The following is a 25,262-nucleotide window of genomic DNA, read 5'->3' on the forward strand; positions in this document are numbered from 1 at the left end:
GCAAAGGGAGAAATACCACATGTATCTGGGTCTCGATCTCGGAACCTCCGGCGTCAAGGCGATGCTGATCGACGGTGATCAGAAGATCGTCGGCTCGGCCAATGGTTCGCTCGACGTCTCGCGTCCGCATTCCGGCTGGTCGGAGCAAGAGCCGGCCCACTGGGTGCGCGCCACGGAGGAGGCCGTCGCCGGCCTCAAGGCAAAACATCCTAGGGAGTTAGCTGCGGTCAAGGGCATCGGCCTTTCCGGCCAGATGCACGGCGCAACGCTCATCGATGCCTCCGACAAGGTCCTGCGCCCCTGCATCCTCTGGAACGACACCCGCAGCTACGTCGAGGCCGCGGCACTCGATGCCGATCCGCGCTTTCGCGCGCTCACCGGCAACATCGTTTTCCCCGGCTTCACGGCGCCGAAGCTCGCCTGGGTCGCAAAACATGAGCCCGATGTCTTCGGCAAGATCGCCAAGGTGCTCTTGCCGAAGGACTACCTGCGTCTTTGGCTGACTGGCGAATATATCTCGGAAATGTCGGATTCGGCCGGCACTTCCTGGCTCGACACCGGCAAACGCGCCTGGTCCTCCGAACTGCTCGCCGCCACCAAGCTTTCCGAGGAGCAGATGCCGGCGCTTGTCGAAGGCACCGAGCAGGCCGGCAAGCTCCGGTCCGAACTGGCGGCGCAATGGGGTATATCAGGTGATGTCGTCGTTGCCGGTGGTGCCGGCGACAATGCGGCTTCGGCCTGCGGCATGGGCACGGTCAGCGATGGCGCCGCCTTTGTCTCGCTCGGCACATCAGGCGTACTTTTTGCCGCGAACGGCTCGTATCTGCCGAAGCCGGAAAGCGCCGTGCATGCCTTCTGCCACGCGCTGCCGAACACCTGGCACCAGATGGGCGTCATCCTGTCGGCGACCGATGCACTGAACTGGCATTCCGGTGTGACCGGCAGATCGGCCGCCGATCTTACCGGCGAGGTCGGCGACACGCTGAAGGCGCCTACCGGTGTCACCTTCCTGCCTTATCTCTCCGGCGAGCGCACACCGCACAATGATGCCGTCATCCGCGGCGCCTTCATCGGCCTCGAACACGAAAGCAGCCGTATCGTTCTGACCCAGGCAGTGCTCGAAGGTGTCGCCTTCGCCATTCGCGACAATCTCGAAGCGCTGCGCTCGGCCGGCACCGGCATATCCCGGGTCACGGCAATCGGCGGCGGTTCGCGCTCGCGTTACTGGCTGGCGTCGATCGCGACCGCGCTCGGCGTTCCGGTCGACCTGCCGGCCGACGGCGATTTCGGCGCGGCCTTCGGCGCAGCCCGCCTCGGCCTGATCGCAGCAACGGGGGCAGATCCCATTGCCGTCTGCACGCCGCCGGTAACAGCCGGAACGATCGAGCCGGTGTCGGCACTGAGCGGCGCTTATGAGGATGCTTACAAGCGCTACCGCGCGCTCTACCCGGCGATCAAGTCGCTGGCGCATTGATATTTGGGCAGCCGCCGATCCGCCTGCCTGCACCCTCTCCCCAAGGGGAGGAGAGACCAGCAGCGGCGCCTCTTTCCCTCTCGCCAGCGGGGAGAGGGTAGGGTGAGGGGGCCCCACGGAACAACAGACAAGAGTGAACCCAAGGAGAACCAACATGAGCACCGGATTTTTCGGCGATATCCAGAAAGTAAAATACGAAGGCCCGGACAGCACCAATCCGCTGGCCTTCCGCTACTACCAGCCGGACGAGATCGTCATGGGCAAGCGCATGGAAGACCATCTGCGCTTTGCGGTGGCCTATTGGCACACCTTCACCTGGCCGGGCGGCGACCCGTTCGGTGGCCAGACCTTCCTGCGTCCGTGGTTCGAGGACACGATGAAGGCCGCCAAGCTCAAGGCCGACGTCGCCTTCGAATTCTTCTCGCTGCTCGGCTCGCCCTACTACTGCTTCCATGACGCCGACGTGCGTCCTGAGGGCAAGAACTTCGCCGAAAACACCAAGAACCTCAACGAGATCGTCGATTATTTCGCCGAGAAGCAGGCCGCAACCGGCACCAAGCTGCTCTGGGGCACGGCGAACCTCTTCTCCCACCGCCGCTATATGTCGGGCGCTGCGACCAATCCGGATCCTGACGTCTTTGCTTTCGCAGCTGCGACGGTAAAGACCTGCATCGATGCCACGCAGAAGCTCGGCGGCGAAAACTACGTGCTCTGGGGCGGCCGCGAAGGTTACGAGACGCTGCTCAACACCGATATCGGCCGCGAGCTCGACCAGCTCGGCCGCTTCCTCAACCTCGTGGTCGAATACAAGCACAAGATCGGCTACAAGGGCACGATCCTGATCGAGCCGAAGCCGCAGGAGCCGACCAAGCACCAGTATGATTACGACGTCGCGACCGTCTATGGCTTCCTCAAGAAGCACGGCCTTGAAAACGAGGTGAAGCTCAATATCGAGCAGGGCCACGCGATCCTTGCCGGCCACTCCTTCGAGCACGAGCTGGCGCTTGCCAATGCACTCGGCATCTTCGGCTCGATCGACATGAACCGCAACGACTACCAGTCCGGCTGGGATACCGACCAGTTCCCGAACAATGTTCCGGAAATGGCGCTCGCCTATTACCATGTTCTGGCAGGTGGCGGATTCAAGACCGGCGGCACCAACTTCGACTCGAAGCTTCGCCGTCAGTCTCTCGACCCGGCGGATCTGCTGATCGGCCATATCGGCGGCATGGATTGCTGCGCCCGCGGCCTGAAGGCCGCCGCCAAGATGATCGAGGACAAGGCTCTGTCGCAGCCGCTCGCCGATCGTTATGCCGGCTGGGAATCCGCCGAGGCGCAGAAGCTCTTCCGCGGCGAGTATTCGCTGGATGAGATCACCCACTATGTCGAAAGCCACGACGTGAACCCGCAGCCGAGATCCGGCAAGCAGGAACTGCTGGAGAACGTCGTCAACCGTTACGTTTGATGAAGCGCGCCGGCGGTCATCGACCGCCTACCGTTTCGACCGGTTGCGCGATGGGGCTGAGACGGAGTTTCGAACCACCAGATCCGGCCGCAGCAGGATTTCCGTTTCGGTCGGCCGGCCATCGGACAGGAGTTCGAGCAGCAGCGCCATCGCCTGCTTGCCGATTGCCGTTCTCGGCTGGCGGATCGTGGTCAGCGGCGGCGATATGAAGACCGCCTGCGGCACGTCGTCGAAACCGGTCACCGAGAAATCCCGCGGAATATCGTAGCCTCGCGCGCCGAGCCCGATCATGACGCCGATCGCCGTCTGGTCGTTGACGCACATGAAGGCGGTCGGAAGCGTGTCGCGCATGAAAAGCTGTTCGACCGCATGCCGCCCGCTTTCGATCGTGCCGTCACCTTCGAGCACGATCCTGGTGTCGGGCGGGATGCCGGCGGCGTCGAGACCGGCATCGTAACCCATGCGGCGCCTGGTATAGGCAAGCCGGGTGCGCGAATCGCCGATGAAGGCGATCTTGTGGTGCCCTTCGGCCAGCAGCAGGTCCACGGCTTTCCGAGCGCCCTCGGTATCGTCGACGCCCACATAGGGAATGCCGCCGTTGAAGACGGGCTCGAAAACACCGACGCTCGGCGGCAGCCGTGCGGTCATCGTCTGATGCCCGAACGGCAGGATACCGGTGAAGAGGATCAATCCGGCCGCCTGGTTGGAATTGAAGAATTTCAGATATTCCAGACCGCGCTGGGCATCGTTCTGCGTGTGGCCGATCAGGATGCCGTAGCCGTGCGCGCGCGCTTCGTTCTCCAGCCCGACGAGAATGTTGGAGAAATTGGGATCGCCGATATCGGGCGCCACGACAAGGATCATGTTGGAGCGGCCGAGCCTCAGGCTGCGCGCCATGGCATTGGTGGTATAGCCGGTGATGGCGATCGCCTGGTTGACCTTGAGGCGCGTGGAGTTGGCGACCTTCTCCGGCATGTGGATTGCCCGGGAAACCGTCGCGATAGAGACCTCGGCGATCCGGGCGACGTCTTCGATGGTTGCGGGCGTGGAATTCGACACTGAGCTCTGCCTTGGGCTGTCTTCGCCGCGACACTACACAGACTTGTCGAGAGGTCAAAGGCAGGCTTCAACTGATCTGTGTAAATCAACGATGTAAACCTTTACACGATGTATGTAAAGGTTTACATAAGGCTTCAGAGCGGACGGGGAGCCGCTTTGGGGAGGATCAGATGACCGTGGAGATCGCCGACACCGCACCCGTGGTGCTGTCCGCCAGGCGCATATGCAAATCCTTCAGTGGAGTGCAGGTCCTCTTCAGCGTGAACTTCGATCTCCGCGCCGGCGAAATCCATGCGCTCATGGGTGAAAATGGCGCTGGCAAATCCACGCTTGTCAAGGTTTTGTCCGGTTTCGAACAGCCGAGTTCCGGCGAGATCCTGCTCGACGGCAAGCCCGTCGTCCTGCCGCCCAATGGCGCCGCCGAGGCGCTCGGCATCGTCATCATTCACCAGGAATTCAACCTTGCCGAACATCTGACCGTGACGGAAAGCCTCTTTCTCGGGCGCGAAGTCACGCGTTTCGGCATGCTCGACCGCAAATATATGCGGTCGGAGACACGCAAGGTTCTCGACGTGCTCGGTTCGCATGTCGATGAGAATGCGCTGATCAGCACGCTTTCCATCGCCGACAAGCAGATGGTCGAAATCGCCAAGGCGATCAGCCGCGATGCGCGGGTGGTGTTCATGGACGAGCCGACCGCGGTGCTGTCGCGGGAAGAGACCAATATGCTGTTCAAGCAGGTTCGCAAGCTTCGCGACCAGGGTACCAGCTTCGTCTTCGTGTCCCACAAGCTCGACGAGGTGATGGAATTGACCGACCGCGTCACGGTGCTGCGCGACGGCCAGTGGATCAAGACTTCGGCGACGTCCATTCTGGACGGGGAATCGATCGCACAGCTTATGGTTGGCCGCGAACTCTCCAGCCTCTATCCCGCCAAGGTCGAGCCTGATGTCGACGAGGAGATTGTCCTCAGCGTCGCCTCGGTGTCGACGGGCTATGTAAAGGATGCGAGCTTCGAGGTGCGCAAGGGCGAGATCATCGGTTTTTCCGGCATGATCGGCTCGGGCCGCACCGAACTGATGGAAGCGATCGCCGGATTGCGGACCCGTCTCGAGGGCGAGGTGGTCATCAAGGGGGAAACTGTTCCCTCCGGTGACGTGCATGCCGCCAATCGCTGCGGGCTCGCCTACATGACCAAGGATCGCAAGTCGAAAGGCCTGCTGCTGCGCTCCGGCATGGTGACCAATCTGACACTGCAATCGCTCGGAAGGCACGCTCGTCACGGCTATCTGAGCCCGGGCAGCGAAGCGGCCGCGATGGCAAAGGCCAAGCGCCGCTTCGATATCAGGGTTCGCGACGGTAATATCGTCGCCGGCCGGATGTCGGGGGGGAACCAGCAGAAGCTGCTGCTGGCCAAGGTCATGGAGACCGAGCCTCAGATCATCATCATCGACGAGCCGACGCGCGGCATCGATGTCGGCACCAAACAGCAGATCTATCATTTCATCTCGGCGCTCGCCCGGGACGGCCGGTCGATCATCGTCGTGTCCTCGGAGATGCCGGAGGTCATCGGCCTCTGCACGAGAGTGGCGGTGATGCGCGAAGGGCGTATCGTCGGCGTGCTCGAAGGAGACGAGATTTCCGAGCAGGAGATCATGCGTTACGCCGCCGGGCTCAAGAAGAAGGCGGCCGCCTGAAGGCTGAAGCAGGGCTTTGCCGATCAGGAGGACACATAAGATGCCCAGAAAATATGGGACGGGAGGTTGGTTTTGGAAATGAGTGTCAACGAGGAGACCAGGGAAATCCGGCGCCGATCCTGGCGGGATGTCGACCTGCGTGCGGTCGCCCCCTTCGTCGCCCTGGCGCTGCTACTGATCGTCGGAGCCCTGGTCAATCCGAATTTCATCGGCATTACCAACCTTGCCAATGTCGCGACGCGCAGCGCTTTCATCGCCATCATCGCGGTCGGTGCGACCTTCGTGATATCAGCAGGGGATCTCGATCTGTCTGTCGGCTCGATGGTGGCCTTCGTCGCCAGCCTGATGATCCTGCTGATGAATTCGGGCGCCATCGAAAACCCGGCTTTGATGCTGACGGCCGCCGCCGTCTTCACCATCGTCGCCGGCGCGCTCTGCGGTCTGGCAAACGGCCTGATCACGACGGTCGGCAGGATCGAGCCCTTCATCGCGACGCTCGGCACGATGGGCATCTATCGCGGCCTGACGACATGGCTGTCGCAGGGTGGCGCGATCACGCTTCGCTCGGCCGATATCCAGACGCTCTATCGCCCTGCTTATTTCGGCAATGTCGCCGGCATACCGGTGCCGATCGTGGTGATCCTGGCAGTGACGGCGGTTGCGGCCTTCATCCTCTATCGCACCCGCTACGGGCGCCACGTCGTCGCTGTGGGATCAAACAGCGATGTCGCCCGCTATTCAGGTATCGCGGTCAATCGCGTCAGGACGATCGCCTTCGTCATCCAGGGACTGTGCGTCGCCATCGCCGTGCTGCTCTATGTTCCCCGTCTCGGCTCGACGTCGGCGACGACGGGCATCCTGTGGGAGTTGCAGGCGATCACGGCCGTCGTCGTCGGCGGCACGGCGCTCAAGGGCGGCGCGGGCAGGGTCTGGGGCACGATCTGCGGCGCCTTCATTCTCGAACTGGTCGGCAACATCATGTTGCTTTCGAATTTCATCAGCGAATATCTGATCGGCGCCATCCAGGGTGCGATCATCATCATCGCCATGTTCGTCCAGCGCTCGCTGGTGCGCAAATCATGAATTGACCGGGCTTGCAATTGGCCGGGGTTACAATTGATCGGGCTTACAGGGCGTCCGGTCCCGATATGGAAAAGTCCCTGAATTATTGGGAGGAAATAGCATGCGTAAATTGATGTTGGGCCTGGCGGTTGCGGCGGTGACCTTCGCCGGCGCCGCTCACGCCCAGGACAAGAAATTCACGATCGGCGTGTCCATTCCGGCCGCCGACCACGGCTGGACGTCGGGCGTGGTATTCCATGCCGAACGCGTTGCCAAGCTGCTGATGGCCGAACATCCCGGTCTCAACGTCATCGTCAAGACCTCGCCGGACGCCGCAAGCCAGGCCAACGCCGTGCAGGATCTCGATACGCAGGGCATCGACGCCCTCGTCATCCTGCCGTCGGATCCGGATCCGCTCGTCAACGCCATCAAGGAAGTCAAGGGCAAGGGCAAGTTCGTCGCCCTCGTCGACCGTGCGCCGAGCAACAACGACAATTCCGTGCGCGATCTCTATGTCGCCGGCAACAACCCAGCTCTCGGCGAAGTCGCCGGCAAGTACATCAAGGACACCACGCCGGATGCCGAAGTGGTCATCATCCGCGGTCTGCCGATCCCGATCGACCAGCAGCGCCAGGACGGCTTTGACAAGGGCATTGCCGGCTCGAACGTCAAGGTTCTTGACCGCCAGTACGGCAACTGGAACCGCGACGATGCCTTCAAGGTCATGCAGGACTACCTGACCAAGTACCAGAAGATCGACGTCGTATGGTGCCAGGACGACGACATGGCCGTCGGCGTTCTGCAGGCGATCGAGCAGGCCAAGCGCACCGACATCAAGTATGTCGTCGCCGGTGCCGGCTCAAAGGACATGGTCAAGAAGGTCATGGATGGCGACAAGCTGATCCCGGTCGACGTTCTCTATCCGCCGGCAATGGTCGGTACGGCGATGGAGCTGACGGCGGCGGCACTTTACGACCAGGTCCCGGTTCACGGCAGCTACATCCTCGACGCGACGCTCGTCACCAAGGACAATGCCAAGGACTTCTACTTCCCGGACTCTCCGTTCTGATCCATTCATTGGAGATGTGCGCCCATTCGAAAGGATGGGCGCATTTTTTATGCTTTCCATAGAGCGGGTGGCCGAAAATGCTGCACGTACCTCTTGCCCGCCAAAGCCCATCATGATTAGCTCGCCGCCATATCGCATCTGGCTTCGCGCCAAATCACGAGCCAAGGGCGAGGAGGCGCCTTGCTCCCGCCAAATTGCGTGCTACAACACTTTCAGAAACGTTTACGGTCGATATTCAGGGAGGAATCTGACATGAAGACGATCAAAGGCCCCGGCCTTTTCCTTGGCCAGTTCGCGGGCGATACTGCTCCTTTCAACTCGTGGGACGCGATCACCAAATGGGCGGCCGACATCGGTTACAAGGGCGTCCAGGTGCCGACCTGGGCCAGCCAATTGATCGATCTGAAGAAGGCTGCCACGTCCAAGGATTATTGCGACGAATTCGCCGGCAAGGCGCGCGAAAACGGCATCGAGATCACCGAACTCTCCACTCATCTGCAAGGACAGCTCGTCGCCGTTCACCCGGCCTATGACGAAGCCTTCGACGGGTTTGCTGCACCGGAGGTGCGGGGCAATCCGAAGGCGCGTCAGGAATGGGCTGTCGAGCAGGTCAAGATGGCACTGACGGCGTCCAAAAACCTCGGGCTCAAGGCGCATGCGACCTTCTCCGGCGCGCTTGCCTGGCCCTTCATCTATCCCTGGCCGCAGCGTCCTGCCGGTCTGGTCGAGACCGCCTTCGACGAACTCGCCCGCCGCTGGACGCCGATCCTCAACCATGCGGACGAGAACGGTATTGATGTCTGCTACGAGATCCACCCGGGCGAAGACCTCCATGACGGCATCACCTTCGAGATGTTCCTGGAGCGGGTGAAGAACCATCCGCGCGCCAACATGCTCTACGATCCCTCGCACTACGTCCTGCAGTGCCTCGATTATCTCGACAACATCGACATCTACAAAGACCGCATCAAGATGTTCCACGTCAAGGATGCTGAGTTCAATCCGACCGGACGTCAGGGCGTCTACGGTGGCTATCAGGGCTGGGTCGAACGCGCCGGCCGGTTCCGTTCGCTCGGCGACGGCCAGGTCGATTTCGGCGCGGTGTTCTCGAAGATGACGGCGAATAATTTCGACGGCTGGGCCGTGGTCGAATGGGAATGCGCGCTGAAGCATCCGGAGGACGGTGCCCGCGAAGGCGCCGAATTCGTTGCCGCCCATATCATCCGCGTCACCGAAAAAGCCTTCGACGATTTCGCCGGCAGCGGCACGGATCAGGCGGCGAACCGGCGGATGCTGGGGCTCTAAGCTTCTATTCCCTTCTCCCGAGTGGGGAGAAGATGCCCGTAAGGGCAGATGAGGGGGATGAGGAGCGATAGCGACGAATGCCTTGAGCGACAAGCGAAAGGCATATCTGTCGCCGGGCCCCCTCATCCGGCCCTCCGGGCCACCGACCGGGGCTGAGCCACGGGGCTCAACCCGTCCTTCGAACCCCCGAGGGGAGAAGGGAAGAAAAATTCAGGAGGAATCAATGGCAATCGAAGCATCATCCGAACAGACACGTGAGCCGCGCATCCGGCTCGGCATGGTGGGCGGCGGCGCGGGCGCGTTTATCGGCGCGGTGCACCGTATCGCGGCACGTATCGACGATCAGTACGATCTCATCGCCGGCGCGCTGTCGGCTTCGCCCGAAAAGGCGATCGCATCCGGCCGCGACCTCGGCCTCGATCCGTCGCGGACCTATTCCAGCTATCGCGAGATGGCGATCCGCGAAGCGAAGCTGAAGAATGGCATCGAGGCGGTGGCGATCGTCACGCCGAACCATGTTCACTACGATGCGGCCAAGGAATTCCTGAAGCGCGGCATTCATGTCATCTGCGACAAGCCGCTGACATCCAACCTTGCCGATGCGAAGAAGCTGAAGAAGATCGCCGACGAGAGCGGCGCGCTCTTCGTGCTGACGCATAATTACACCGGCTATCCGATGGTCCGCCAGGCGCGGGAGATGATTGCGAATGGCGAACTCGGCGACATCCGCGTCGTCCAGGCCGAATATCCGCAGGACTGGCTGACGGAAGCAGTCGAGCAAACCGGCCAGAAACAGGCCGCCTGGCGCACCGATCCGGCGCAGTCCGGCGTCGGCGGCTCGACCGGCGATATCGGCACGCATGCCTACAATCTCGCCGCTTTCATCACTGGCCTGGAGCTCGACAGCCTTGCCGCCGATCTCGACAGTTTCGTTCCGGGTCGCCGGCTGGACGATAATGCGCATGTCATGCTGCGCTTCAAGGCGAAGGGCTCGGAGAAGCCGGCCAAGGGCATGCTCTGGTGCAGCCAGGTTGCGCCCGGCCATGAAAACGGTCTGATGGTGCGTGTCTACGGCACCAAGGGCGGGCTGGAATGGACCCAGAAGGACCCGAATTACTTGTGGTACACGCCTTTCGGCGAGCCGAAGCGGCTGATCACTCGGGGCGGCGCCGGCTCAGGCGCTGCTGCCGGCCGTGTCACGCGCGTGCCATCAGGGCATCCGGAAGGTTATCTCGAAGCCTTTGCGACGATCTATACGGAAGCCGCGCATGCGATCAACGCCCGCAAGAAGGGCAAGGCCGTCGACAAGGCGGTGGTCTATCCCACAGTCGATGACGGCGTGAAGGGTGTGGCCTTCGTCGAAGCCTGTGTCGCGTCTTCGAAGAAGAACGGCGCCTGGATCAAGGTCTGAATTTACCGATCCGCGTGGCCCAATGAAAAACGCCGAGGCGATCTCAAGTCGCCTCGGCGTTTTATTTTATTTTCGGTCAGGCAGCAGCGGTGCGGCCACGCTTCAGTAGGTTATCGACGCTCAAGGGTCCGGCGCCTGCCGCCACCAGATAAAGAAACACGAAGCAGAACAGGATCGCCGCGACGCCGCCGTTCTGTGCGGGGTAGATGCCCTTCGAGGCATGCCCGATGAAATAGGCAAAGGCCATCAGGCCGGAGAGCACGAAGGCTGCGATACGGGTCTGGAATCCCACCAGGACCAGAAAGCCGAGGGTGAGTTCGAGCAGCCCGGCAATCCAGGAGAGCGAGCCCGCGGGCGGCACACTTGCCGCAGCCGGAAAATGCAGGATCTTCTGTGTTCCGTAGCTGAAAAGTACAAGTGACGAGACAATGCGCAACAGGCTCAGCAGATGAGGCTGCAGCGAATGGACCGAAGAGAGCATTGGATCCCTTTCATATTTGTGATGCCATTTCCCGTGTAAGGATCGCGGTCTCAACGGCCAAATCACGACTGCTGACATTGCCGTTATGAGAGCGGCAGCGCGGTGAGGGAGCGGCGGCTGCAACGGCGTTGCAGCTGTTCTGTTTTTCCTCCTGCAACGTTGCAGTTTTTCTTCCGGCCAGCCTGTACTTTGCCTTCAGGCTTGGCTAAATCCGGCGCAAACGGCTCAACCTGAGAGGATTTACAGATGATCGATCCGAAGAAACTCGCGGAGCGCTTTCCCGGCGACTTCACTTTCGGCGTTGCCACCGCTGCCTTCCAGATCGAAGGCGCCAGCAAAGCCGATGGCCGCAAGCCATCCATCTGGGATGCTTTCTGCAATATGCCCGGCCGCGTCCATAATCGCGATAACGGCGACGTTGCCTGCGATCACTATAACAGGCTGGAACAGGACCTCGATCTCATCAAGGAAATGGGTGTCGAAGCCTATCGGTTCTCGATTGCCTGGCCGCGCATTATCCCCGAAGGCACGGGTCCGGTGAACGAGGCCGGCCTCGATTTCTACGATCGGCTGGTCGACGGCTGCAAGGCGCGCGGCATCAAGACCTTCGCGACGCTCTACCACTGGGATCTGCCTCTGTTGCTCGCCGGCGAGGGCGGCTGGACGGCGCGCTCGACCGCCTATGCGTTTCAGCGCTATGCCAAGACGGTGATGAACCGCCTTGGCGATCGCCTCGACCGGGTCGCGACCTTCAACGAACCCTGGTGCATCGTCTGGCTCAGCCATCTCTATGGCATCCATGCTCCGGGCGAGCGCAACATGCAGGCCGCCCTTCACGCCATGCACTACATGAACCTTGCCCACGGTCTCGGCGTCGAGGCGATCCGCTCGGAAGCCCCAAATGTGCCCGTCGGGCTTGTGCTCAACGCCGCCTCGATCATCCCCGGCTCCGACAGCCCGGCCGATCTTGCCGCCGGCGAGCGTGCGCATCAGTTCCACAACGGCGCCTTCTTCGATCCCGTCTTCAAGGGCGAGTATCCGAAGGAATTCGTCGAGGCGCTCGGCGACCGCATGCCTGTCATCGAAGATGGCGACTTGAAGCTTATCAGCCAGAAACTCGACTGGTGGGGCCTGAACTACTACAAGCCCGAGCGGGTCACTGATGATGCCGAACGCAAAGGCGATTTCCCCTGGACGGTGGAAGCGCCGCCGGCAAGCGACGTCAAGACCGATATTGGCTGGGAAATCTATGCGCCGGGCCTGAGGCTCTCGGTCGAGGACCTCTACCGTCGCTATGAACTGCCGGAATGCTACATCACCGAGAACGGCGCCTGCGACAACACCGATGTCATCGGCGGCGAGGTCGACGACACGATGCGCCGCGACTATGTCAGCGATCACCTCGAAATCGTTGCCGGCCTCATCAAGGGCGGCTATCCCCTACGCGGCTATTTCGCCTGGAGCCTGATGGACAATTTCGAATGGGCGGAAGGCTACCGCATGCGCTTCGGTCTGGTCCATGTCGATTATGAGACCCAGGTGCGTACGGTAAAAAAGAGCGGCAAATGGTATCGCGAACTCGCGGCCAAATTCCCGAAGGGCAATCATAAGCCGGGTTAGGGGGTGCGTCCTCAGGCGGGGCACAAAAATAGCTCGTCAGATACCTGCAACAGCCGGTTGCTTAAACGTTTTTGAACCCTTGGCTGGCAAAGTCCGACGGTCAGGGAGTCGTAATGCAGACAGCCGGAAAGTCGCAGAGCAAAGGATCGGGAGTAAGCCGTCACATCACCGTCACCGGCGTGCTTTTCTCCTTCGCGGTCATCGTCGCGGTCGTCACCATCATGGTGCTGACGGCGCTCGAACGCGTGGCTGAAAATGCCAATCTCCTCGATGACGAGCGCTCGCGCGAAACGACGGTCGGCGCGCTGAAGACCTTCGAGGATCAGCTCGGCGCGACGCTCGACGATTACGCCGCCTGGGACGACGCCGCCGTCAACGTCTATGCGCCGGACGGCATGGCCTGGACGGTGAGCAATTACGGCGAGATGTCGGTCAACAGCTCGCTGTTCGACATGGCGATCGTCATCGATGGTGAGAAGAAGGCGATCATGGCCTATCGCGACGGCAAGCCGATGGAGGAGCCGCTCACGGATTTCTTCGCGCCGTCCCTCTGGAGCCTGCTCGACACGGTAAAGGCGGCCGGTCCGGCCGATCGTCCCCAGGCGATCGGTTTCGTCACCACCAAACGGGGCATTGCCGCCGTCGGCGTGGCATTGGTTCGGAAAAAGTCCGGTGCGCTTGATGTGCCCGCCGGCCAGCACCGCTACCTCGTTTTCGCCCGCCATCTCGATGACGACAGGGTGGCCGCTCTCGGCCAGACCTATGTCATCGGCGGGCTGAGGCTGGCGCCGCCGAGCTTTGCGGCCGACTATCGCGTACCGATCGTCGATCCGACGGGCGCAACGCTCGGCAAGCTCGTCTGGATCTCGCGTTCACCCGGCGATATCGCCTATGCACAGGTGCGGCCGATGGTCATCCAGGCGCTCGGCCTCGTCGGATTGTTTTTCGCAGTACTGCTGGCTATCGGCTGGCTTGCCGGCCGCCGCCTGAAGGCGGAGGAAGGCAGCGCCCGCGAGGAGGCGCTGCGCGACAGGCTGAGCGGCCTTTCCAATCGCGACGGTCTCGGGCTCGCCGTCGATCGTTTTGTCGTCGAGGCACGCCAGACCAAGCGCAATGTGCTGCTCCTCTATCTCGACCTCGATGGCTTCAAGGAAGTCAATGACAGCTATGGCCACGGCACCGGTGACCAGTTGATCCGCGCGGTCGCGGCCGGGCTCGACGTGCTCATTCCGCAAGGTGCGGTGCTTGCCCGTATTGGCGGCGATGAATTTGCGATCGCCTTTCTCTCCGACAGCGAGAATGCCGCCGCCCTGCAGCTTGCCGAGCAGATCCTCGATTTTCTCGTCGAGCCATTGGAGATCGGTCGCCGTGTCGTCGTGGTTGGGGCAAGCATTGGTATCGCCATGTCGCCTTTCGGGGCGATTGGGCGTGAGGAGCTGGTGCGCCGTTCCGACCTTGCCATGTACAAGGCGAAGGAGGCCGGCCGCGCGCGCATGACGCTCTACGACCCGTCGATGGACGCCGATCGAGAGCAGCGCAATGCGCTGGAGCTCGATCTGCGGATCGCCATCGAAAGCGGCGACCTGACGCTTGCCTACCAGCCGCTGATCGATGCGGCGACGCATGCCATGACCGGCGTCGAGGCGCTGGTGCGCTGGAACCGTCCGGGCTATGGCCCTGTGTCGCCCGAGCTGTTCATCCCGATCGCCGAGACCAGCGGCCTCATCGAATCACTTGGCCTGTTCGTGCTGCGCAAAGCCTGTGAGACAGCCAAGCAATGGCCGGACCTCAACGTCTCGGTCAACGTTTCGCCCGGCCAGTTCCGCAATCCCGCCTTTACCGACTATGTGCGCTACGTGCTGAAGCAGACGGAGATCGAGGCCGGTCGTATCACGCTCGAGATCACCGAAGGCTACATGATCCAGAATCCGCAGCGCACCCGCCAGTCGATCGAACGGTTGAAGGGGCTGGGGGTTAAGGTGGCGCTCGACGATTTTGGCTCCGGCTTCTCCTCGATCGGTTATCTCAGGCAGTTCGGCTTCGACCGCATCAAGATCGACCGCTCGCTGGTCATGGGTGTCAACGAGGACAAACGCCAGCGCGAGATGCTGCAGGCGACGGTAGCGCTTGCCCGCTCGCTCGACATTCCGGTGACGGCCGAAGGCATCGAGACCGAGGAGCAGGCGATAGCCATGCGCCTGTTCGGCTGCGACTGCCTGCAGGGCTATTGGTTCGGAAAGCCTGTGACATCAGACCTTATCACCGAGATGCTGAACGAGCGGCGTGCAGCGGAGCCGGAAGCTCGGCGCCGCATCAGCGCTGTCTGACTGGTGGGCCTAATCCTCAGACAGCAAGGCTGTTCCAACCGGAATCCCGGCTTAGCTGCCGAAATGTCGCTGGCCGCGCTTTTTCGCGAGGGCGATCTGGTGCTGCCGCTGACGGTAACGCAGCCGGTCTTCCTCCGTGCGCTTATGATAGCAGTGGCTGCAGGAAACGCCTTCCTCGTAGAGCGGTGAGGTGATTTCTTCTGCGGTGATCGGGTTGCGGCAGGCGTGGCACAGCCTGTGTTCGCCTTCCTTCAGACCGTGCTCGACGGAGACGCGCTCGTCGAAGACGAAGCAGGCGCCATCCCAGAGGCTTTCCTCCTGCGGCACTTCCTCCAGATATTTCAGGATGCCGCCCTTCAGATGATAGACCTCGTCGAAGCCCTCAGCCTTCATGAAAGCGGTGGCCTTCTCGCAACGTATGCCGCCGGTGCAGTACATGGCGACCTTCGGCTTGTTGTGCAGGCCGGGATTGTTGCGCACCCAATCGGGAAATTCACGGAAGGTCTTGGTCTTCGGGTCGAGCGCGCCGCGAAAAGTGCCGATTGCCGTCTCGTAATCGTTGCGGGTGTCGATGACGATCGTATCGGGATCGGAGATCAGCGCATTCCAGTCCTTGGCCGCCACGTAGGTTCCGACCACTTTGTTGGGGTCGATGTCCTCGACGCCCATGGTGACGATTTCCTTCTTCAGCTTCACCTTCATGCGCAGGAAGGGCATTTTCGAGGCGCGGCTTTCCTTGTGCTCCAGGCCCGAAAATTCCGGCTGGGCGCGCAGGAAGGCGAGCGCGGCTTGAATGCCGGCATCCGGGCCCGCGATCGTGCCGTTAATGCCTTCATGCGCCAGAAGCAGCGTTCCCCTGACGCCATTCTCCTCGCAAAGCGTCTGCAGCGGTGCCTGCAGGCTGGCAAAGCGCGGCACGGAAACGAAATGGTAAAGTGCGGCCACGAGGAACGGGCTGGTGTGTGTCAGGCTGTCGGTCATGGGCCGGAAATACAGAAAATCAGCGGGCGGCGCAATTGCCTTCGCCGGTGGCGGCCTTGACAGGTAATCGATTATCCCTGCGCCTGCCATTCGGAAAACGGCCGCACGCCGAAGCTCCGGTCGGGGTCGGCGTCGAGAACGCTGATGAACTCGATTGAGTGCCCGTCCGGATCCTTGAAATAGATCGACAGCGCCGGCATCCAGCCGAGAACCACCGGCTCCGTTACCGGTTCACCGGTAAAGCCGAGAGGTTCCACGCCCTTTGCCCTGAGAATGTCAGGCGCCTGCAGCACGCCATCGGCGGTCATGTGGAAGGCGATGTGCAGCCGCATCTTCAGCGGCCCGGTTCCGGTTTCCCAAAGGCCGAGCATACCGGTCTTCCTGTCGTCCACCCAGAGGAAAGTGACTTTGCGCTCCTCGAACGACGCTGCGAGTTCGAGCCCGACGACATCGCGGTATTCCGTGGAGGTCTTGAGATCGGCAACGGTCAGATGTGTTTCGTAGRGCCCGAGTACCTTCGGCATCGCGGCATTTTCGGCGGTCATTTTTTCCTCGCGGATCAGGTCTCTGCTTGTTTGACCACCGTAGGCTAGGACCTCAAGATTGGTTGAGGTCAACAGGGTTCTTTGTGATATTGCAGGAAATGCAGAGCAACGCGCAGGCACTTCCAGTTTCGCTGTCTCTCAACTCCCGGCCATCAGCCAGAGAAGCTCGATGCGCTGGGCTTCCTCGTCGGCATCATCGGCGAAGACGGCTTCGGCTTTGATCAGCGCTTGCCGCCGGTCTTCCTGCTGGCGGAAGATGATGATGTCGAGCAGATGCGTCAGGTCGTCATTGCGAGTGAAGAGCTGCGGTTCTGCCTCGACCAGTTCGGAGAGTACGGTGAGATCATGGATGTGGCCGAGATCCTCGACGAGTTCGCTGGCCGCATCGCGCTTGGCCTTCATCGCGCCCGGCCAGATGTCGCGCAAAAGGGCATGGTAGAGCCGATAGTCGTAGGTGCGTTTGCGCAGATCGTGGAAATCGTCGGCCGATGCCTCGCCGTGACAGGCTGTAAGCGCGGTCTTGGCCTTCAGCGCGATGCGGCGCCAGCTCTTCGCCAGCATGCGTGCATTTTTGCGGTGGCCGCCATCAAAGGAGACGGCGTCCAAGGCGGCGATCGCCTCCTTCAGAACGTCGGAGGTTTCCGCGAGCCGCTGTTCCAAGCCGCTTTCGGCTTCCGCCATCCAATCACGGCGGCCTTCGAGGATGGTGACGATGCGGCCGAGCGCCTCGCTCTCCTCGTTCCCGCGGGCTGCATGCTGCAGATATTGGGCGGTGCCGATGAGGGCGGTAGCGTCGCGGATCGCCGAAAGCGAGTTTGCGGCATCGCGCAGCCTCGCATTTTCTTGGGCTTGGAAATCCGGAATTTCGCGGGCCACGAGGCGGTAGAGCGAGCGTAGTCGCTTCAGGTTCTTGCGGAAGGAATGGATCGCCTCATGCGCGCCGTCCGGGCGCTTCCTGAGGACAGTGATGGCGTGTTCCAGCTGCTTGGTAGCGACGCTACGGAACGCTTCGGTGAAATCGGCGTCAGGCCGAATGCGATAGGCCATGCCTGTCGTGCCCGTATTCTGTGGCAAGGGCCTGGTTGGAATAGCGGAAGTCCCCGGTTACTTCGCGGCCGAGCCAAGCGGGCAGGGCCGGATCGTCGGTTTCCGCCGTCATCTCCACCTCGGCGATCACCAGTCCGCGATGCTCGCCGGTAAAGACGTCGACTTCCCAGACGAAACCCTCATGCGGAACGCGGTAGCGCGTCTTCTCGATGACGACGCCGATCGCGTTCAGCAGCAACTCTTCGGCATCGGCGATTGGGATATCGTATTCGAATTCGTCACGAGTGATGGTGCTGCGGCCGATCTTGATCGTCAATCTCGCCTTCCTGCCGTCGAGGATGCGCACCCGCACGGAACGGTCGTCCATCGAGGCGATGTAACCCTGCCTGAGGACAGACTTCGTCTCGACGGCGGAACGCCATCCATCGCTGCGTACAAGAAACTTCCGCTCGATTTCTTTCGCCATGCCGGTGAACCTTTTGTGACGATTGCGGCACGGTAGCCCACTTTCCAGGCATTTCATACCCTTCTTGTGATGCGGTCCGGTTTTATCTCGACAAGGTTCCGCGGGGGCGTTATTCGGGATGCAAATTCAATCGTTTCAAGGAAGTCGCACGACCATGGGCGAGAAAACAGAGAAGCTCCTTTCCATCCTGAAACTCCAGCCTGTCGTTCCGGTATTGATCGTCGACGATGCGAAGTCAGCGGTGCCGCTCGCCCGCGCGCTCGTCGCGGGCGGGCTGAAGGCGATCGAGATCACCATGCGCACGCCGGCGGCACTCGAAGCCGTGCGCGCCGTCGCTGCCGAGGTCGAGGGCGCCGAAGTCGGCGCCGGGACGATCCTGAATGTCGCCCATTGGGAAGCCGCCGTCGCCGCCGGTTCGAAGTTCATCGTCAGCCCCGGCACGACGCAAGAGCTGCTCGATGCCGCCGCCGATTCCGACGTGCCGCTGCTTCCGGGGGCCGCGACCGCCAGCGAAGTCATGGCGCTGCGGGAAGAAGGCTACCAGGTATTGAAGTTCTTCCCGGCGGAGCAGGCCGGTGGCGCCGCTTATCTCAAGGCGCTGTCCTCGCCGCTTGCAGGCACGTTGTTCTGCCCGACCGGCGGCATTTCGCTGAAGAACGCCCATGATTATCTCTCGCTGCCGAACGTCATCTGCGTCGGCGGCTCCTGGGTGGCGCCGAAGGAACTGGTTGCAGCTGGCGACTGGGCTGGCATTACCAAGCTCGCGGCAGAGGCGGCAGCGCTGAAGGCCTGAGTTTTGGCAGGGGGCGGGCGAACCTCACGGCTCAATCCCGCTCCCCCTATTTGTATTTCAGCCGTCGCAAACCTATGTTCTCCTCCAGTTTCAAACAGGGAGACGACGAGGAATGTTCGACGCAAAGAAGCTTCTCGACCAGTTCTTGGGTTCACAGATGCCGGGTCTTGGCGGTTCCGTCCGCGACAGGGCCGGCGACGCCGTGCAGACGGCAAAGAACAATCCGCTGGCGACTGGCGCCATTGCCGCCGTACTTCTCGGCACCAAGACCGGCCGCGGTATTGCCGGCAATGCACTGGCGATCGGCGGTCTTGCCGCCATTGCCGGTCTCGGCTACCAGGCCTACAAGAATTACCAGGCGGGGCAGGCGCCGGCAGCCCCCTCGGATGCGCCGTCGGCAAACAACCCGGTTCTCCTGCCGCCGCCTGCCGAGTCCGGTTTCGGGCCGGCGTCGCCTGCCGGCAGCAACGAATTCGTGCTGGTGCTGATCCGGGCGATGATCGCCGCCGCCAAGGCCGACGGCCATATCGACGATGCCGAACGCGTCCTCATCATGGACAAGGTCAAGGCCGCGGACGTCAGCGGCGAGGCTGCGGCCTTCATCGAGCAGGAACTCGCTTCGCCGACGGATATCGATGCGCTCGTTGCTGCCGCGACGACGGAAGAACAGCGTGTCGAGCTTTACACCGCCTCGCGGCTCACCATCGACCCGGATTCGCGCGCCGAGCGCGGTTATCTCGATCTGCTTGCCGGCCGCCTCGGACTTGCTGACCAGCTGGTCGACCATATCGAGGCAACGGTGTCCTCCGCCAAGGTGACCTTGTCACAGTGACATCTAAAGCATGTCGCGCAAAAGTGTGCAGCGGTTTTGCGACAACGACATGCGTTGAAATAAGGGCCTAAAGCGCAACGCGCTTTAGGCCGGTTGCCTTTGTCGGGCGGCTGGCCTATCCACTCTTCCGAAAAGGGGAGTGGACATGCGCGATCTTGCAAATTTCAAGGGCTGCCCGGCGCCGAAGCCGGTCACGCTGAAGGGCCATTTCGTCACCGTCGAGCCTTATCGGCGCGCCGAACATCTTGAGGCGCTGTGGGATGGGCTTGGCGGCATGGGCATCAATCCGCTGCTTCTCTATTTCGCGCAGGACGACTTCTCCGGTATCGACGATTTCGCCAGCTGGCTGGAAACCGTCAACACCAAGTCCGGCTGGATCACCCATATCTTCCGCGACAATGCCACCGGCAAGATTGTGGGCATGGCGAATTACATGCGCGCCGACCCGGCAAACGGCGTCGTCGAGATCGGCGGGGTGGCACATGGGCCTGAGATGAAGCGGTCGCCGCTTTCGACCGAGGCGCATTATCTGATGGCCAAGCATGTCTTCGAGGATCTCGGCTACCGCCGCTACGAATGGAAATGCGACAATAAGAATGAGGCGAGCAAGACGACGGCCGCCCGTTACGGCTTCAGCTTCGAAGGCGTCTTCCGCCAGCACATGATCTCCAAGCATCGCAACCGCGACACCGCATGGTTCTCGATGATCGACAGTGAATGGCCGCTGATCAACGATGCCTTCGAAGCCTGGCTTTCGCCTGAGAATTTCGATGCCGAGGGCAACCAGATCCGCCGCCTGCAGGACATCCGCGCCGATCTTGAAAAGGAAAGGCTGGTATGAGCCCGGAAAGCCGCTCGCAGGCGACCGCCGCTGGCATCATCCTGCTTGGCGCCGCCCTCGTCATCTATTTCCTGCCGACCATCGTGCTGTGGATCGGCAATTTCTCGCCGACGCTGGCGATCGTCGTCGGCATCTGCCTGATCATGGCGTTTTTCGCAGTTTTCTGGCTGCGGGCGCGCTACCAGCGCAGCCGGGGGAAATAAGTCTACAGCATTGCGCTATTCCGGACGCAAAACCGCTGCGCAGTTTTGCTGGAATTGCTCTAGCCCTGCAGCGAGGCCCCGAGCAGCAGGGCGCCCATCAGCATGACGAGCACGGCGCCGAGGATTTCGATGGCGTTGCCGATCCAGATCGAGGCGGTCGAGCCGCGTCCGGAGAGGCGGACGGCCGCACTCTTGGCGGTGACGGCAAGTGTGGCAAGCAGGGAAACGGTGATCGCCGTGCCGAGCGACATGGCGGCGACCGAAAGCACGCCGCCGAGATAGAGCCCGTTGAGCAGCGAGAAGGTCATGACCAGCAATGCGCCGGAGCAGGGGCGCAGACCGACGGCCACGATCGCCGACCAGGCCTCGCGGGCGCTGAACCTGTCGCCGGCGAGCAGGGACGGATCAGGCACATGGGCATTGCCGCAGGTCTCACAGACCATGCCGGGAACGAAGGTGTGGCCGGCTTCCACAGCCTGCGCCTTGCCGTTGAAGGCATAGGCCTGGCGTTCGGCGGCATTGTCCTTCCAGTCGAGCATCATGCTGACCGGACCGGCCGGCGTCGCCATCAGCCGGCGGCGCGGCATATTGCCCACCAGCGACCGCAGTTTGCGGAACAGCAGCCAGCCGCCGAAGAGGATGACCATGACGAAGCTTGAGATCTCCATCGCGTGGGTCGCCGCCGTCAACGTAATGCCGGTGCCGCGCAGCACCAGCCAGGCGCCTCCGACCAGCGCCACCGCCATCACGCCCTGGACGAAGGCCGAAATGAAGGAAATCACCACGCCGCGCTTCAGCTCCACCTCGTTGGCGATCATGTAGGAGGAGATGACCGCCTTGCCGTGGCCCGGGCCGGCGGCATGGAAGACGCCATAGGCGAAAGAGAGGCCGATCAGCGATGCCAGCTGCCAGGGGTCTTGGCGCATCGCCTTCAAGGCACCGGTCAGCGCCCGGTAGAAGGCTTGCTGCTCGTAATTGACGTAGAGAAATAGTGGCGCAAACGGCCCGCCAGTCGGCTGGAAGCTCGGCTCCGCCGTGCCGATGCCAAGCGGCGATTGCGCATGAGCGAGGCTTGCAGCCGTTACCAGCGCAAGGGTCGCAGCGGAAAGGATGAGGGGCAGGCGTTTCGTCAGCATGTGACCTCCAGCCGGGTGGCGAAGAGTTTGGACATGTTGGTGCCGGTGGGATCGTTGAAGAAGGCGTCCGTCAGCGACTGTTTGTTTTGCGAGATCACCTCGTCGGCATCCGGCCGCACCACCTGATGTTTGCAGGCCTTGAAGCCGTCTCCGACGATCGCAAGCTCGTTGTCTGTCGGAAAATCGATCGAGGTGTAGAGCGTCGGATCGTAGACGCCGAAAGTGAGCCTGCCCTTCAGCGGCATCTTTTCCACCGGCTTTACCGCGAAGAACATCAGCAGCTGGCCATCCTTGTAGTCGACATGGATGATGTCGGGCTTCTGGACGGTGATGTTTTTCCCGTTGATCGTCAGGTTCATGTAGTAGTCGTAATCAGCAAGCGACTTCTTGACCGTGTTGCCGACGTCGGTCAGCTCGTTCGGCTCCAGCTTCAGGTCGGTGTTCTTGTCGAAATCCATGACCACGGAGGACGAAAAGACCTCGTCGAAGCGCCAGACGTTGCGCAGTTCCTCGACACTGCCGTCCTTGCCGGCCACGACTTCGAGACGCGCCTCCACGAAGATGTGCGGATGAGCAAAGGCGGCGGTCGGCGCCAGCGAAAGAAGCGCGGCGATCAGTATCTTCGAATGTCTCATCTATCTCGCTGCCCTGTTCGCTGCCCCTGACTTCTTGCCAGAAATTGGGACGGAATTGGGACCGGGCTCGGCATCGGTTTCGCGGGGCCTGATGTTGATGCAGGGCGGAATGTCGCATCGCTTCGCAAGGGCACTGCGCTAAAGCATGTCGCGATCTTTCAGATTCGCTTGCCACGCTTTGCATCTTTGGTTCTTCGCATGTCTTTAGCGCAAAACCGCTGCACACTTTTGCGCGACATGCTCTAGGGATGCTTCTTGAACCAGTTGTGCAGGTAGTCGACGAAGATCCTTACCTTGGCCGGCAGGTAGCGCCGGTGTGGATAGACGGCATAAATGCCGCGGTCGGTCGGGATGTAATCGTTGAACAGCGTGACCAGTTCGCCGCTCTCGATCGGCTTGCGGGCGATGAAATCCGGGATGAAGGCTATGCCGATGCCGGCGAGTGCTGCGCGTAATGTTGCATGCGGACTGTTGACCTCTATCGGTCCGGATACGGCGACGGCGAACGAGGTGTTGTCGGGATTGTGGAAGCGGATGCTCGCCTGGGTGCGCGCATTGGTATCGACGATGAAAGGGACGTTGGAAAGGTCCGTCGGATGCTCGAGGTTGGGATGACGCTCGAGAAACTCGGGGGTGGCGCAGATATGGATGCGGAAATCCGAGATCTTGCGGGCGATCATGCCGGAATCTTCGAGCTTGGTGATGCGGATCGCCACGTCGAAGCTTTCCTCGATCAGATCGACGAACCGGTCATCGGCGGCGATCTCCAGCGAAAGGTCTGGATTCTCCTTGGCGAAATCGATCAGCGACTGGCCGACATCGGCATCAACGAAGGTGCGCGGCACGGAAATGCGTAGCCGTCCTTTGAGCTGTGCATTGTTCTCACGCACGAGATCGGCGAGGTTGTCGATCTCCTTTAAGATATCGGAGGCGGTGCGGTAATAGGTATGGCCGGCTTCGGTCATGGAGAATTGCCGGGTGGTGCGGTTGAGGAGCAGGGCGCCGAGCTCATCCTCCAGTTCGCGCACATATTTGGAGAGCAGCGCCTTTGAGCGGCCGGTGCGTCGTGCCGCGGCGGAGAAGCCTTCGGCCTCGACGACATCGATGAAGGCACGTATGCGGGTCAAGGTATCCATGGCACCCCTCAGGCTGTTTCGGAATGTTGAACAAATTGGCTCGTCTTGTTCAATTATTTTTTTAGCCCGAGATCAAAAAATCGCTTGATTATGAAGGCGAATATTCTTATTTCCCACTCAGCCCAAAGTCGCACGTGCCCATGGGTGTCCGCCGAACCCTCGAATTGGTGAGGAAATCGGTAAGGTACCTGGAATTAACCCCTCCAGTCGCTATTCCGGCCAACCGGAAAATGCGAGGACGCCTGAAGCAACGACGGTGCGGGCCTTTTTGTTCTCTCCCTGCTTTCCATCAGCGGGGGTTACTGAAGAGGCACACCATCATTGCCGGAAGTGCGGTTGGGACTCTCCCTCCAATCCATGGCAGACAAAGCCGAACTTACACCGCACCGCGGCGTTGGTTCACCATCCGCGCATCGAGCGCTTGCTATGGTTCCGGGGTCTCCACCGGCTGGTTCCAATGCGAGCTATCGTATGCCCTTTGTCCTCCGGTTCATGCCGGAGCTCTGGAATTGGAAGAGGGAATCGATATGACCACCCAGCGCATCCGCGACTTTCTCGCAACCCGACGTCCCGATGGTCCCTGCCTCGTGGTTGACCTCGACGTCGTTCGCGACAATTTCCACGCCTTCCGTCACGCTATGCCGGACAGCGCCATCTATTACGCCGTCAAGGCCAACCCGGCTCCGGAAGTGCTGAAGCTGCTCGCAGGCCTCGGCTCCAATTTCGATTGCGCATCCGTTGCCGAAATCGAAATGGCGCTTGAAGCCGGTGCGACCGCCGCCCGTATCTCCTACGGCAACACGATCAAGAAGGAACGTGACGTTGCCCGCGCGCATGCGCTCGGCGTCAGCCTCTTTGCGGTCGACAGCCACGAGGAAGTCGAGAAGATCTCGCGCGCCGCTCCCGGCGCCCGTGTCTTCTGCCGCGTGCTCACGGATGGTGAAGGCGCTGAATGGCCGCTGTCGCGCAAGTTCGGCTGCGTCCCGCAGATGGCTGTCGACGTTCTCGTCTACGCCCATCAGCTTGGCCTGCAGTCCTATGGCGTCTCGTTCCATGTCGGTTCGCAGATGACCAAGGTCGATGCCTGGGATTCGGCACTCGCCGATGCCAAGCGCGTCTTTGTATCGCTTGCCAAGCAGGGCATCCACCTGCAGATGGTCAACATGGGCGGCGGCTTCCCGACCAAGTACCTGCGTGACGTTCCGTCCGCAGAAGCTTACGGCAAGTCGATCTACCAGGCGCTGCGCACGCATTTCGGCAACCAGATCCCGCAGACGATCATCGAGCCGGGCCGCGGCATGGTCGGCAATGCCGGTGTGATCAAGGCGGAAGTCGTGCTGATTTCGAAGAAGTCGGACAATGACGATGCCCGTTGGGTATTCCTCGACATCGGCAAATTCGGCGGTCTCGCCGAGACGATGGACGAAGCCATCCGCTATCCGATCCGCACGGATCACGACGGCGACGAGATGGAGCCCTGCGTCATCGCCGGCCCGACCTGCGATTCGGCCGACGTGCTCTACGAGAAGAACCTCTATCCGCTGCCGATCTCCCTTTCGATCGGCGACGAGGTCCTGATCGAAGGCACCGGCGCCTATACGACGACCTATTCGGCGGTCGCTTTCAACGGTTTCGACCCGCTGAAGGCCTACATCATCTAAGGTCGTTTCCGTCGGC

Annotated in this window: 23 protein-coding genes; 14 read left to right on the plus strand and 9 right to left on the minus strand. The window is 61.5% G+C overall.

The genetic code is table 11. The features are described 5' to 3' along the window. Positions 1–19: 19 nt before the first annotated feature. A complete protein-coding gene (gene xylB, locus AC1D2N_RS19710; protein WP_130717904.1) occupies positions 20–1,474 on the plus strand; it encodes a xylulokinase in 1,455 nt (484 codons plus the stop codon). A gap of 154 nt (positions 1,475–1,628) precedes the next feature. After that, complete coding sequence (gene xylA, locus AC1D2N_RS19715; RefSeq protein ID WP_028733941.1) at positions 1,629–2,939, plus strand: xylose isomerase; 1,311 nt, start codon at positions 1,629–1,631, stop codon at positions 2,937–2,939. A gap of 27 nt (positions 2,940–2,966) precedes the next feature. Here the strand turns inward: xylA and AC1D2N_RS19720 are convergent, their stop codons facing one another. Beyond that, positions 2,967–3,998, minus strand: a complete 1,032-nt coding sequence (locus AC1D2N_RS19720) for a LacI family DNA-binding transcriptional regulator (RefSeq protein WP_130759037.1) — start codon at positions 3,996–3,998, stop codon at positions 2,967–2,969. Positions 3,999–4,168: 170 nt separating this feature from the next. On the opposite strand from AC1D2N_RS19720, the gene AC1D2N_RS19725 reads away from it, so the two are divergent. The 5 genes from AC1D2N_RS19725 to AC1D2N_RS19745 all read left to right on the plus strand — a co-directional run bounded on the left by AC1D2N_RS19725 (position 4,169) and on the right by AC1D2N_RS19745 (position 10,542). Then, complete coding sequence (locus AC1D2N_RS19725; protein ID WP_018446022.1) at positions 4,169–5,695, plus strand: sugar ABC transporter ATP-binding protein; 1,527 nt, start codon at positions 4,169–4,171, stop codon at positions 5,693–5,695. Between the two features lie 78 nt (positions 5,696–5,773). Further along, positions 5,774–6,778 (plus strand): ABC transporter permease, encoded by a 1,005-nt coding sequence (locus AC1D2N_RS19730; protein ID WP_130759036.1) that lies wholly within the window; start codon positions 5,774–5,776, stop codon positions 6,776–6,778. 100 nt (positions 6,779–6,878) lie between these two features. Then, complete coding sequence (locus AC1D2N_RS19735; protein ID WP_018072728.1) at positions 6,879–7,826, plus strand: substrate-binding domain-containing protein; 948 nt, start codon at positions 6,879–6,881, stop codon at positions 7,824–7,826. A 252-nt stretch (positions 7,827–8,078) separates the two neighbouring features. Further along, positions 8,079–9,131 (plus strand): sugar phosphate isomerase/epimerase family protein, encoded by a 1,053-nt coding sequence (locus AC1D2N_RS19740; protein WP_012759029.1) that lies wholly within the window; start codon positions 8,079–8,081, stop codon positions 9,129–9,131. A 223-nt stretch (positions 9,132–9,354) separates the two neighbouring features. Then, a complete protein-coding gene (locus AC1D2N_RS19745) occupies positions 9,355–10,542 on the plus strand; it encodes a Gfo/Idh/MocA family protein (protein WP_018243617.1) in 1,188 nt (395 codons plus the stop codon). A 76-nt stretch (positions 10,543–10,618) separates the two neighbouring features. Here the strand turns inward: AC1D2N_RS19745 and AC1D2N_RS19750 are convergent, their stop codons facing one another. Then, positions 10,619–11,023: a DoxX family protein gene (locus tag AC1D2N_RS19750; RefSeq protein WP_018243616.1), complete on the minus strand. Its 405-nt coding sequence runs from the start codon at positions 11,021–11,023 to the stop codon at positions 10,619–10,621. A 246-nt stretch (positions 11,024–11,269) separates the two neighbouring features. Between AC1D2N_RS19750 and AC1D2N_RS19755 the strand changes: the two genes are divergently transcribed. Further along, complete coding sequence (locus AC1D2N_RS19755; protein ID WP_130759035.1) at positions 11,270–12,643, plus strand: GH1 family beta-glucosidase; 1,374 nt, start codon at positions 11,270–11,272, stop codon at positions 12,641–12,643. Positions 12,644–12,756: 113 nt separating this feature from the next. Then, entirely contained in the window at positions 12,757–14,970 is a 2,214-nt protein-coding gene (locus tag AC1D2N_RS19760) for a putative bifunctional diguanylate cyclase/phosphodiesterase (RefSeq protein WP_130759034.1), read from the plus strand. Positions 14,971–15,021: 51 nt separating this feature from the next. Here the strand turns inward: AC1D2N_RS19760 and trhO are convergent, their stop codons facing one another. From trhO to AC1D2N_RS19780, 4 genes are all read right to left on the minus strand, one after another. Beyond that, on the minus strand, positions 15,022–15,951 hold the full coding sequence (gene trhO, locus AC1D2N_RS19765; RefSeq protein WP_026188529.1) for an oxygen-dependent tRNA uridine(34) hydroxylase TrhO: 930 nt from the start codon (positions 15,949–15,951) through the stop codon (positions 15,022–15,024). A gap of 71 nt (positions 15,952–16,022) precedes the next feature. Beyond that, complete coding sequence (locus AC1D2N_RS19770; protein ID WP_477981816.1) at positions 16,023–16,496, minus strand: VOC family protein; 474 nt, start codon at positions 16,494–16,496, stop codon at positions 16,023–16,025. A 138-nt stretch (positions 16,497–16,634) separates the two neighbouring features. Continuing rightward, positions 16,635–17,543 (minus strand): CHAD domain-containing protein, encoded by a 909-nt coding sequence (locus tag AC1D2N_RS19775; RefSeq protein WP_130653067.1) that lies wholly within the window; start codon positions 17,541–17,543, stop codon positions 16,635–16,637. After that, the gene (locus tag AC1D2N_RS19780) at positions 17,521–18,009 is read right to left on the minus strand and encodes a CYTH domain-containing protein (protein WP_018243610.1); all 489 of its coding nucleotides are present in this window, start codon (positions 18,007–18,009) and stop codon (positions 17,521–17,523) included. The genes AC1D2N_RS19775 and AC1D2N_RS19780 overlap by 23 nt, the downstream gene beginning before the upstream one ends. A 154-nt stretch (positions 18,010–18,163) precedes the next feature. On the opposite strand from AC1D2N_RS19780, the gene AC1D2N_RS19785 reads away from it, so the two are divergent. The 4 genes from AC1D2N_RS19785 to AC1D2N_RS19800 all read left to right on the plus strand — a co-directional run bounded on the left by AC1D2N_RS19785 (position 18,164) and on the right by AC1D2N_RS19800 (position 20,678). After that, positions 18,164–18,802, plus strand: a complete 639-nt coding sequence (locus AC1D2N_RS19785; RefSeq protein ID WP_018243609.1) for a 2-dehydro-3-deoxy-phosphogluconate aldolase — start codon at positions 18,164–18,166, stop codon at positions 18,800–18,802. Positions 18,803–18,914: 112 nt separating this feature from the next. Then, positions 18,915–19,634 (plus strand): tellurite resistance TerB family protein, encoded by a 720-nt coding sequence (locus tag AC1D2N_RS19790; RefSeq protein ID WP_130759032.1) that lies wholly within the window; start codon positions 18,915–18,917, stop codon positions 19,632–19,634. A gap of 145 nt (positions 19,635–19,779) precedes the next feature. Continuing rightward, positions 19,780–20,475: a GNAT family N-acetyltransferase gene (locus tag AC1D2N_RS19795; protein WP_130759031.1), complete on the plus strand. Its 696-nt coding sequence runs from the start codon at positions 19,780–19,782 to the stop codon at positions 20,473–20,475. Beyond that, on the plus strand, positions 20,472–20,678 hold the full coding sequence (locus AC1D2N_RS19800) for a hypothetical protein (protein WP_130653064.1): 207 nt from the start codon (positions 20,472–20,474) through the stop codon (positions 20,676–20,678). Before AC1D2N_RS19795 ends, AC1D2N_RS19800 begins: the two co-directional genes overlap by 4 nt. A 59-nt stretch (positions 20,679–20,737) precedes the next feature. Here the strand turns inward: AC1D2N_RS19800 and AC1D2N_RS19805 are convergent, their stop codons facing one another. The 3 genes from AC1D2N_RS19805 to AC1D2N_RS19815 all read right to left on the minus strand — a co-directional run bounded on the left by AC1D2N_RS19805 (position 20,738) and on the right by AC1D2N_RS19815 (position 23,585). After that, positions 20,738–21,814, minus strand: coding sequence for a nickel/cobalt transporter (locus AC1D2N_RS19805; RefSeq protein WP_018243605.1), 1,077 nt, complete (start codon positions 21,812–21,814; stop codon positions 20,738–20,740). Continuing rightward, positions 21,808–22,449, minus strand: coding sequence for a DUF1007 family protein (locus AC1D2N_RS19810; RefSeq protein WP_018446031.1), 642 nt, complete (start codon positions 22,447–22,449; stop codon positions 21,808–21,810). The genes AC1D2N_RS19805 and AC1D2N_RS19810 overlap by 7 nt, the downstream gene beginning before the upstream one ends. 242 nt (positions 22,450–22,691) lie before the next feature. Then, positions 22,692–23,585, minus strand: coding sequence for a LysR family transcriptional regulator (locus AC1D2N_RS19815; RefSeq protein WP_018446032.1), 894 nt, complete (start codon positions 23,583–23,585; stop codon positions 22,692–22,694). A 527-nt stretch (positions 23,586–24,112) separates the two neighbouring features. On the opposite strand from AC1D2N_RS19815, the gene odc2 reads away from it, so the two are divergent. After that, complete coding sequence (gene odc2, locus AC1D2N_RS19820; RefSeq protein ID WP_018517632.1) at positions 24,113–25,246, plus strand: ornithine/lysine decarboxylase; 1,134 nt, start codon at positions 24,113–24,115, stop codon at positions 25,244–25,246. Positions 25,247–25,262: the final 16 nt, after the last annotated feature.

The organism is Rhizobium sp. P1_B8 (assembly GCF_056406515.1).